This is a genomic window from Thiocapsa sp. (assembly GCF_011390875.1).
In the GTDB taxonomy this organism is placed as follows: domain Bacteria; phylum Pseudomonadota; class Gammaproteobacteria; order Chromatiales; family Chromatiaceae; genus Thiocapsa.
On record NZ_JAABRP010000214.1, the window covers coordinates 1 to 7673 of the forward strand.

The following is a 7673-nucleotide window of genomic DNA, read 5'->3' on the forward strand; positions in this document are numbered from 1 at the left end:
GACCGATTCAGATGCGGGTGCTGGCTCGGGCTCCCGTCATTCGGGGTGAGCCTGATTCGAAATTCGAAATGAAATGGTGCCGAGGAGAGGACTCGAACCTCCACGAGCTTTCGCCCACATGGACCTGAACCATGCGCGTCTACCAGTTCCGCCACCTCGGCATGAGGTTCCGGGGTTGTCTTAAACAAGGCCGCCCCCGTGGCAAGGCGCGAATATTAGTGAGACAACCAAAGGGTGTCAAGGCTACACTAACCTTTTCCGGACAAGAACGAGCCCAAGTGACAAGACGCCGAACTCCGACAGCCGCCAAAGAAGCGGATCCCCATCGCCAGCGCGAGGCGAAAAAATACGCCAACCCCATCCCCAGTCGCGAATTCATCCTCGAAACACTCACCAACCTCGGCGCACCGGCCGGTGCAGACGAGGTGGCCCGCGAGCTCAACCTCACCGACGAGCAGGACCTGATCGCCCTGGAGCGCCGACTCGGTGCCATGGTGCGCGACGGTCAGCTGGTGCGTAATCGCAACCAGGCATTCTGCCTGGTCAACCGCCGCGACCTGATCGCCGGTCGCGTCATCGGACATGCGGACGGTTTCGGTTTCGTGCGCCCGGACGAGGGTGGCGACGACCTCTACCTCTATCCTAAAGAGATGCGCGCGCTGTTTCACGGCGATCGCGTCGTTGTGCGCGTCGCAGGGCGCGATCGACGGGGTCGGCTCGAGGGTGCGGTCGTCGAGATCCTGGAGCGCAAGACCCGCACCGTGGTCGGGCGGCTCTACAAGGAAAGCGGTGTCGGCTTCGTCGCGCCGGACAATAAGCGCCTGACCCACGACATCATCATCCCGAGCGACCGGATCTCGGGGGCGGAGCAGGGTCAGATCGTCGTCGCCGAGATCACGGATCAGCCGACCCAGCGCACCCAGCCGATCGGCCGGATCCTGGAGGTCTTGGGCGACCACATGGCGCCCGGGATGGAGACGGACATCGCGATTCGGGCCCATGATCTGCCGATCGAGTGGCCGGAGGCGGTCGAGGCCGAGATCGCCGGGCTCGGCAGCGAGGTCCCGGACGCGGCGAAGGAAGGTCGTACGGATCTGCGCAAGCTTCCGCTGGTCACGATCGACGGGGCCGATGCGCGTGACTTCGACGACGCCGTCTATTGCGAGCGCAAGCCCAAGGGTTGGAAGCTGTTGGTCAGCATCGCCGATGTCTCGAGCTATGTGGTGCCCGGTACGGCGCTGGATACCGAGGGCTATTCGCGCGGCAACTCGGTCTACTTCCCGGACCGGGTCGTCCCGATGCTGCCGGAGGTGCTCTCCAACGGGCTCTGCTCGCTCAACCCGCATGTCGATCGGCTCTGCATGACCGCCGAGCTCTATATCAATGCGGAAGGCAAGGTCACGCGGACCCGCTTCTTCGAGGGCGTCATGCGCTCGCATGCGCGGCTGACCTACGATCAGGTCGCCGCCATGATCGTCGACGGCGATGGCGATCTGTGCGAGAAGCACGCGGACCTGCTGCCGCACCTGCATGAACTCTATGCCCTCTACCAGACCCTGCACCAGGCACGCGCCGAGCGCGGTGCCATCGACTTCGACACCGTCGAAACCAAGTTCGTCTTCAACGAGCAGGGACGGATCGCCGCCGTGGTGCCCTTGGTGCGCAACGAGGCGCACAAGATCATCGAGGAATGCATGCTGGCCGCGAACGTGGCCGCGGCGCGTCTCTTCGAGCGCAAAAAGATGCCGGCGCTCTACCGCATCCATGACCTGCCGAACGCCGAGAAGTTGAGTGACCTGCGCGAGTTCCTGGGGCAGCTCGCGCTCAAGCTCCCGGGCGGCGAGAAACCGACCGCGAAGGACTATGCCGCGCTGCTCGAGATGGTCAAGGAGCGCCCGGATCGCGGCTTGATCCAGACCGTCTTGCTGCGATCCATGCAGCAGGCGATGTACAGCTCCGACAACGTCGGTCATTTCGGTCTGGCCTACGAGGCGTATACCCATTTCACCTCGCCCATCCGTCGCTATCCGGATCTGGTCGTCCATCGGATCATCAAGCACATCCTGCGCGGCGGCACCGCTGCCGACCTGGACTACTCGAAGATGGAGCTGCAGCAGATCGGCGAATACTGCTCGGGTACCGAGCGGCGTGCGGACGAGGCGACCCGCGATGCCGACGACTGGCTCAAGTGCGAGTTTATGCAAGGCAAACTCGGCGAGAAGTTCGACGGCATCATCACCAGCGTCAACTCCTTCGGCATCTTCGTCGAGCTGGACGAGGTCCACGTCGACGGTCTGGTGCACATCACCGCACTCGACAACGACTTCTACCATTTCGACCCGATCGGTCATCGTCTGCACGGCGAGCGCACCGGCACTGTCTACCGTCTCGGCGATCCGCTGCGGGTGCAGGTTGCAGCCGTGAATCTCGACGATCGCAAGATCGACTTCGTGCTCGCCGAGCCGAGCGGGAAGGGCGGCAAGGGCGGACAAGGCGGGAAGGGCGGACAAGGCGGACGTAAGTCGAAACCCAAGCCAACGGGTCAATCCGCGGCATCGGCTCAAGATGCGCCGGCACAGGCCCACCCCCACGCGGACAAGCCCGCCGAAGGCGCCAAGAAGCCGCGCTCGCGCAACCGGCGCAAGCGCAAACCGGCCGGCACGGCGCCCACCTCCTGAACATGAAGCCATCGCGACGCCCCGTCGTGAGCCGTGACGAGGTGCGGCGCCCCGCGACGGGTCTGCACCCGGTCGGCGGTATCCACAGCGCGCGCGCGGCAATCAAGTTCGGGAGCGAAGGGGTCGGTGAGCTTTGGCTCGACCGCAGTCGTCGTGACCGACGCTTGTCCGAGCTGGCCGATCTTGCGAGCCAGGCGGGCGTGAAGGTCCGGCAGGTTGAGCGCGACGAACTCGAGCGTGCCGCCGAGGGCACCAATCACCAGGGCGTCTTGGCCTGGGTGCGGGTTCCGGCGGCCCGCTCCGAGCAGGATCTCGATCTGCTCTTGGAGCGCGTCGAGGGCCCGCCCTTCCTGCTTTTACTCGACGAGGTTCAGGATCCGCACAATCTCGGTGCCTGCCTGCGCACTGCGGAAGGTGCCGGCGTTCACGCCGTTATCGCACCCAAGGACAATGCCGTTGGCCTAACCCCGGTCGTCTGCAAGGTCGCCAGCGGGGCTGCCGAGACCCTGCCCTATGTCCAGGTCACCAACCTGGCGCGGACCATGGACTATCTCAAGGAGCGCGGGATCTGGCTGACCGGAACCAGCGGCGATGCAGACACCGAGCTCTATGCCGCCGATCTCACCGGACCGCTCGGCCTCGTCATGGGCAGCGAAGGCACCGGCCTGCGCCGCCTCACACGCGAGCACTGCGATCGACTGGTCCGTCTACCCATGTGCGGGACGGTCGAGAGTCTCAACGTCTCGGTCGCAGCCGGCGTCTGTCTCTACGAGGCGCTACGTCAGCGCCGGTGAGCGCGCTGCCCCAAGTTTTCACGGACAGCGTCGATTCGGTTGTGGTTATCAGTGTTATACATGGGGATCTTATAAAAATGGTTGACGAGGATAGACAGGACAAACGCTCCTGATTCCCATCCTCTTCATCCTCTTCATCAATGTTCAGAATTCATTCATATCCTGTTCATGTCTGTTCAGGGCTCCTACTTCGCGTGAAGCGCCGATACTCCAGCTTTGGGTTTCCGAAGTTGATCAGCAAGCCGTTCAGATCGTGTCTCCGATCGGCTCGACGGCGACCACCTGCATCGCCTTCCCCTCGATCCGCCAGCGGACATTGCGGTCATACAGCCGGAGTCCGAACTCGCGCCGCTCGGGGTAGCGATCCATATAACCCGGGCGCGGATCTTGGGCGAGGACCTGCTCGATCAGCGTGCGCAGTCTGCGCGTCCCGGTCGGATCGGCTTCGGCAATGCCGTGTAATGCCTCCACGGAAAAGGCGACGTCTGCAGCGGCGATCTCGGGTGCCGTTGCAAAACCGCTTCCGGCCTCGGGGATGCTGTCGGCATATGGCACATAGGGCTTGATGTCCAGGACCGGCGTGCCATCCAATAGATCGACGCCCCGCAGCGCGAGCGCGAGTCCGCGCGCATCTCTGACGAGCCCCAGCTGCTCGACCGCGGAGATCCCGATGGGGTTCGGCCGATACGGCGCGCGGCTTGCGAAGACGCCGACGCTCTCGCGGCCGCCGAGACGCGGAGGCCGCACCGTCGGGCTCCAACCGGCGGTCAGACAGCCCTCGTGAAAGACGAAGAGGATCCAGACATGCGAGAAGCCTTCGAGTCCCTTGAATGCCTCCTCTCGGGCGAACTCGGGCAGAAGCTCCACACGCGCCTCGGCGGCTGTGACCAATCCGGGCTGGCGCGGGATCCCGAATTTGTCGGTGTAGGGCGAGCGGATGTAGCCGATTGGGGCGAAGGTGAAGGACACGCGTTGGCCTGCTGTGATTGGGTGATGCTCATTATGCCGGAGAATGCCGCCGGTCTCCCGCCGTCGGCCTCCTGCTTCGCGTTGCAGGCTCGCCTCGGCGGGGGCCTGTTCGCCCTGCGCCGGGATGAATGTCGGGCCAGACGGGCGCACACGGGCAACTTGAAGGGCCGCGCGCTGGAGGCCGGCGGACGGCGGCCTCTCCCGAAATGACCGGATCGACCAAACCCGCGGGACGCGGAGCGACCCTGAACCCGGACTCGCGCTATTCGGCCGAGCGACGCGAGGCCGAGGACGACGGTTGGCCGCTCGACGATGAGGTCCCGCCCCTGCGCACGCAGCTCGGGGTGGACACGAGCCGTACCCTCATCAGCTACAACCAGTCGCCCGACATCCCCTTCGATCGCTCCGTGAATCCGTTCCGCGGCTGCGAGCATGGCTGTATCTATTGCTATGCGCGTCCGACACACGCCTGGTTGGGCCTCTCTCCCGGGCTGGATTTCGAGACCCGCCTCTTCTGGAAGCCGGATGCAGTGCGCCAACTGGAGCAAGAGCTGGCTGCCCGGAATTATCGCCCCGCAACCCTGGTGCTCGGGGCGAACACGGATCCCTATCAGCCGATCGAGCGACGCCTCGCGCTGACGCGCTCGGTGCTTCGGGTCCTGCATGAGTGTCGTCACCCGGTCGCCATCACCACCAAGTCGGCCCTGGTCCTGCGCGATCTGGATCTGCTGGTCCCGATGGCCGAGCTTGGACTGGTCGCGGTGCAGATCTCGGTGACGACGCTCGATCCGCACCTGGCGCGTCGGCTGGAGCCGCGGGCAGCCTCCCCGGAGCGGCGCTTGCAGGTCGTGCAGAGGCTGGCGCAGGCCGGCGTGCCCGTCGGCGTCCTCGTCTCGCCGCTGATCCCGGGTCTGACGGATGTGGACCTGGAGCGCATCCTGGAGCGAGCCGCTGCGGCGGGTGCTTCCCGCGCCGGCTGCTTGCTGATCCGTTTGCCACGCGAGGTTGCTGCGCTGTTCGCTGCCTGGCTCCGAGTGCATGTCCCGGATCAGGCCGAGCGGGTCCTGAGCCTGATCCGACAATGTCGGGGTGGACGTCTCAACGACCCGGAGTTCGGCTCTCGCATGACCGGAAAAGGCCCGGTCGCCGAGCTGCTCGCTCAGCGCTTTCGCCTAGCCGCGCGACGCTTGGGCTTGGACCGACAGGACAGCGGATGGGATCTCGACGCGTCGCGCTTTCGCCGGCCGCAGCTCCCGGGGAGCCAGCTCGATCTCTTCGAGCAGGATTAAACCGCGCCCGGCGCGGTATGCGATGTTTTTGGATGGGATCGGCTCCGGCAGGCATGACGACCGCTGGAGTCTGCGCGGTTTAAGAGATTAATAAATATATCATTTTAAACCGTGTCCCCGCTTGGGGTTGCGGATTCACCAAACGACGAGCTCACCCGAAAATGAGCATCTCCCTCTGGACGCGGTATCGGGCAGCGTGAGCGGCGAAGGAGGCGGGGTGGTCGGCGGTTAGTGATCAGTCATTGGCTCTCAGTTGTTAGCTTTCAGCCTCCAGCCGCCAGCCTCCACCGCATCCCGATGGATCGTGCCTGGTCTGGATCCGCTGCTGACATCTGATCGCTGATAGCGAGTCGCTGGACGCAGGCGGCAGGCGGCAGGCGCCCGGAGGCAGGCGGCTGGAAGGTGAAGGCCGTCACCCGGAGGTTCTTCGCTCCCCCACGCTGTCATCGCTTTGTCACGCCCCACGCATTCCCTTATCCTTCACGCGCTTTTCGGGCGCGAGGGGGTCGCGCCTCGTTTCCAAACTCAAGAACAATCAGGGGCGCGACGATGACGAAGAAGGGTGCAAGACTGTGGGTTGCGGGGGTTGGGCTCGGGATGGCGTCGCTGACACAGGCGTACGACCTGCCCGCGGTGAATCTCGGGTTCACCAGTTTTCTGGACGGTGCGCCGCCGTCGGGGCCAGGATGGTACGCCCAGCAGTACGTGCAGTTCTATCGCAACGGGCGCCTCAAGGATGCCGGCGGCACTGACCTGCGTCTGCCGACCGCGCGCGGTCTCGAGAAGGCCGAGGTCGAGGCGAACATCGGTCTGACCCAGCTCGTTTATCAATCGGACCAACCCCTGCTGCTGGGCGGTAAGTGGGGCATGAATCTGATGTTGCCCTATGCCGGCTTCGATCTGGATCCGAAGGACAACTTCGCGCTCTCGGCGAACGGGGGCAATCTGGGGGATCTCTTGATCGGACCCTATCTGCAGTGGGATCCCATCATGGGTCCAAACGGACCCAGATTCGTACAGCGGGTCGAATTTCAGCTGATCTTCCCGACCGGCTCCTACGACGCGAACGATGCACTGAACGTCGGCAGCAATTACTTCTCCTTCAATCCCTATTGGGCCGCGACGGCCTTCTTGGCGCCGAAATGGACGGCCTCATGGCGTCTGCACTATCTCTGGAACGCGGAGAACAGCGACCCCTATAAGCCGCTCGGCGCCAACGATTCCCAGGCCGGTCAAGCCATCCATGCCAACTTCGCGAGTGCCTACGAGGTGCTGCCGAATCGGCTGCGTATCGGCATCAACGGCTATTTTCTCAAGCAGTTCACCGAGAGCAAGATCGACGGTCGCGGCGTGCGCGACAGCGAGGAGCAGGTCATCGGCATTGGCCCCGGCCTGGTCTACCACTTCTCCAAGCACGACCATCTCTTCGTGAACGCTTATTGGGAAACGGAGGCGGAGAATCGCCCCGAGGGCTCTAGATTCAACCTGCGGTTCGTGCATCACTTTCATTGAGACTGAACCGCGTCCTGTCCGACGTGCGCCGGGCCCCGAGTCGGATCGGCGCTGCTGGATCCTCGGGGGGCCGAGTCGGCGCGGTTCAGGTGGGTGTTCGCCGACACCGCAAGAAGGAAGGGTGAGACGAATGGCACTTACCAGAGCTTCAAAGGAGCCCGAAGATCCCGATGCGGATGCTCGGTGAGCGAGGCAATCCGCGAGCGGACAACCTCTTTGTGGTGGTTGCTCACTTGAGGGCCCGCGAGGGCGTCTCGTTCAGTGTTCGGCGCTCTGCGCGTCCATAACGCCTCGTTTCGCGCGAGCTGTATGAGAACCTGCGTAAACGGGTCTACGTCGGATTGACGCGCGCCAAAAGGATGGCGCGGATTCATCTTTCGCTGCAGGACAGTCTGTAGGTTAGTTTAAAGGCCGCCACGACTACGCTTGTT

The 7673-nt window shown here is 64.1% G+C and carries 5 protein-coding genes and 1 tRNA gene; 4 read left to right on the top strand and 2 right to left on the bottom strand.

The window, feature by feature from the left end; all coding sequences use genetic code 11:
* Positions 1 to 74 precede the first annotated feature (74 nt).
* A tRNA-Leu gene (locus GPT33_RS15380) sits at positions 75 to 161 on the bottom strand.
* A gap of 117 nt (positions 162 to 278) precedes the next feature.
* Between GPT33_RS15380 and rnr the strand changes: the two genes are divergently transcribed.
* Together rnr and rlmB are read left to right on the top strand one after the other, a co-directional pair.
* Positions 279 to 2678 (top strand): ribonuclease R, encoded by a 2400-nt coding sequence (gene rnr / locus GPT33_RS15385; protein WP_296810509.1) that lies wholly within the window; start codon positions 279 to 281, stop codon positions 2676 to 2678.
* 2 nt (positions 2679 to 2680) lie between these two features.
* On the top strand, positions 2681 to 3472 hold the full coding sequence (gene rlmB / locus GPT33_RS15390; RefSeq protein ID WP_296810512.1) for a 23S rRNA (guanosine(2251)-2'-O)-methyltransferase RlmB: 792 nt from the start codon (positions 2681 to 2683) through the stop codon (positions 3470 to 3472).
* A 246-nt stretch (positions 3473 to 3718) separates the two neighbouring features.
* On the opposite strand, the gene tsaA is transcribed toward rlmB, so the two are convergent.
* Positions 3719 to 4441, bottom strand: a complete 723-nt coding sequence (tsaA, locus tag GPT33_RS15395; protein ID WP_296810514.1) for a tRNA (N6-threonylcarbamoyladenosine(37)-N6)-methyltransferase TrmO — start codon at positions 4439 to 4441, stop codon at positions 3719 to 3721.
* Positions 4442 to 4647: 206 nt separating this feature from the next.
* Between tsaA and GPT33_RS15400 the strand changes: the two genes are divergently transcribed.
* Together GPT33_RS15400 and GPT33_RS15405 are read left to right on the top strand one after the other, a co-directional pair.
* Entirely contained in the window at positions 4648 to 5730 is a 1083-nt protein-coding gene (locus GPT33_RS15400; RefSeq protein WP_296810517.1) for a PA0069 family radical SAM protein, read from the top strand.
* Between the two features lie 597 nt (positions 5731 to 6327).
* Entirely contained in the window at positions 6328 to 7242 is a 915-nt protein-coding gene (locus GPT33_RS15405) for a transporter (protein ID WP_296810519.1), read from the top strand.
* Positions 7243 to 7673: the final 431 nt, after the last annotated feature.

What these genes read in the sequence shown, in the direction of transcription:
- rlmB (WP_296810512.1), top strand. Translation starts at nt 2,681, where the DNA reads ATGAAGCCATCGCGACGCCCCGTCGTGAGCCGTGACGAGGTGCGGCGC.
- GPT33_RS15400 (WP_296810517.1), top strand. Translation starts at nt 4,648, where the DNA reads ATGACCGGATCGACCAAACCCGCGGGACGCGGAGCGACCCTGAACCCG.
- GPT33_RS15405 (WP_296810519.1), top strand. Translation starts at nt 6,328, where the DNA reads ATGGCGTCGCTGACACAGGCGTACGACCTGCCCGCGGTGAATCTCGGG.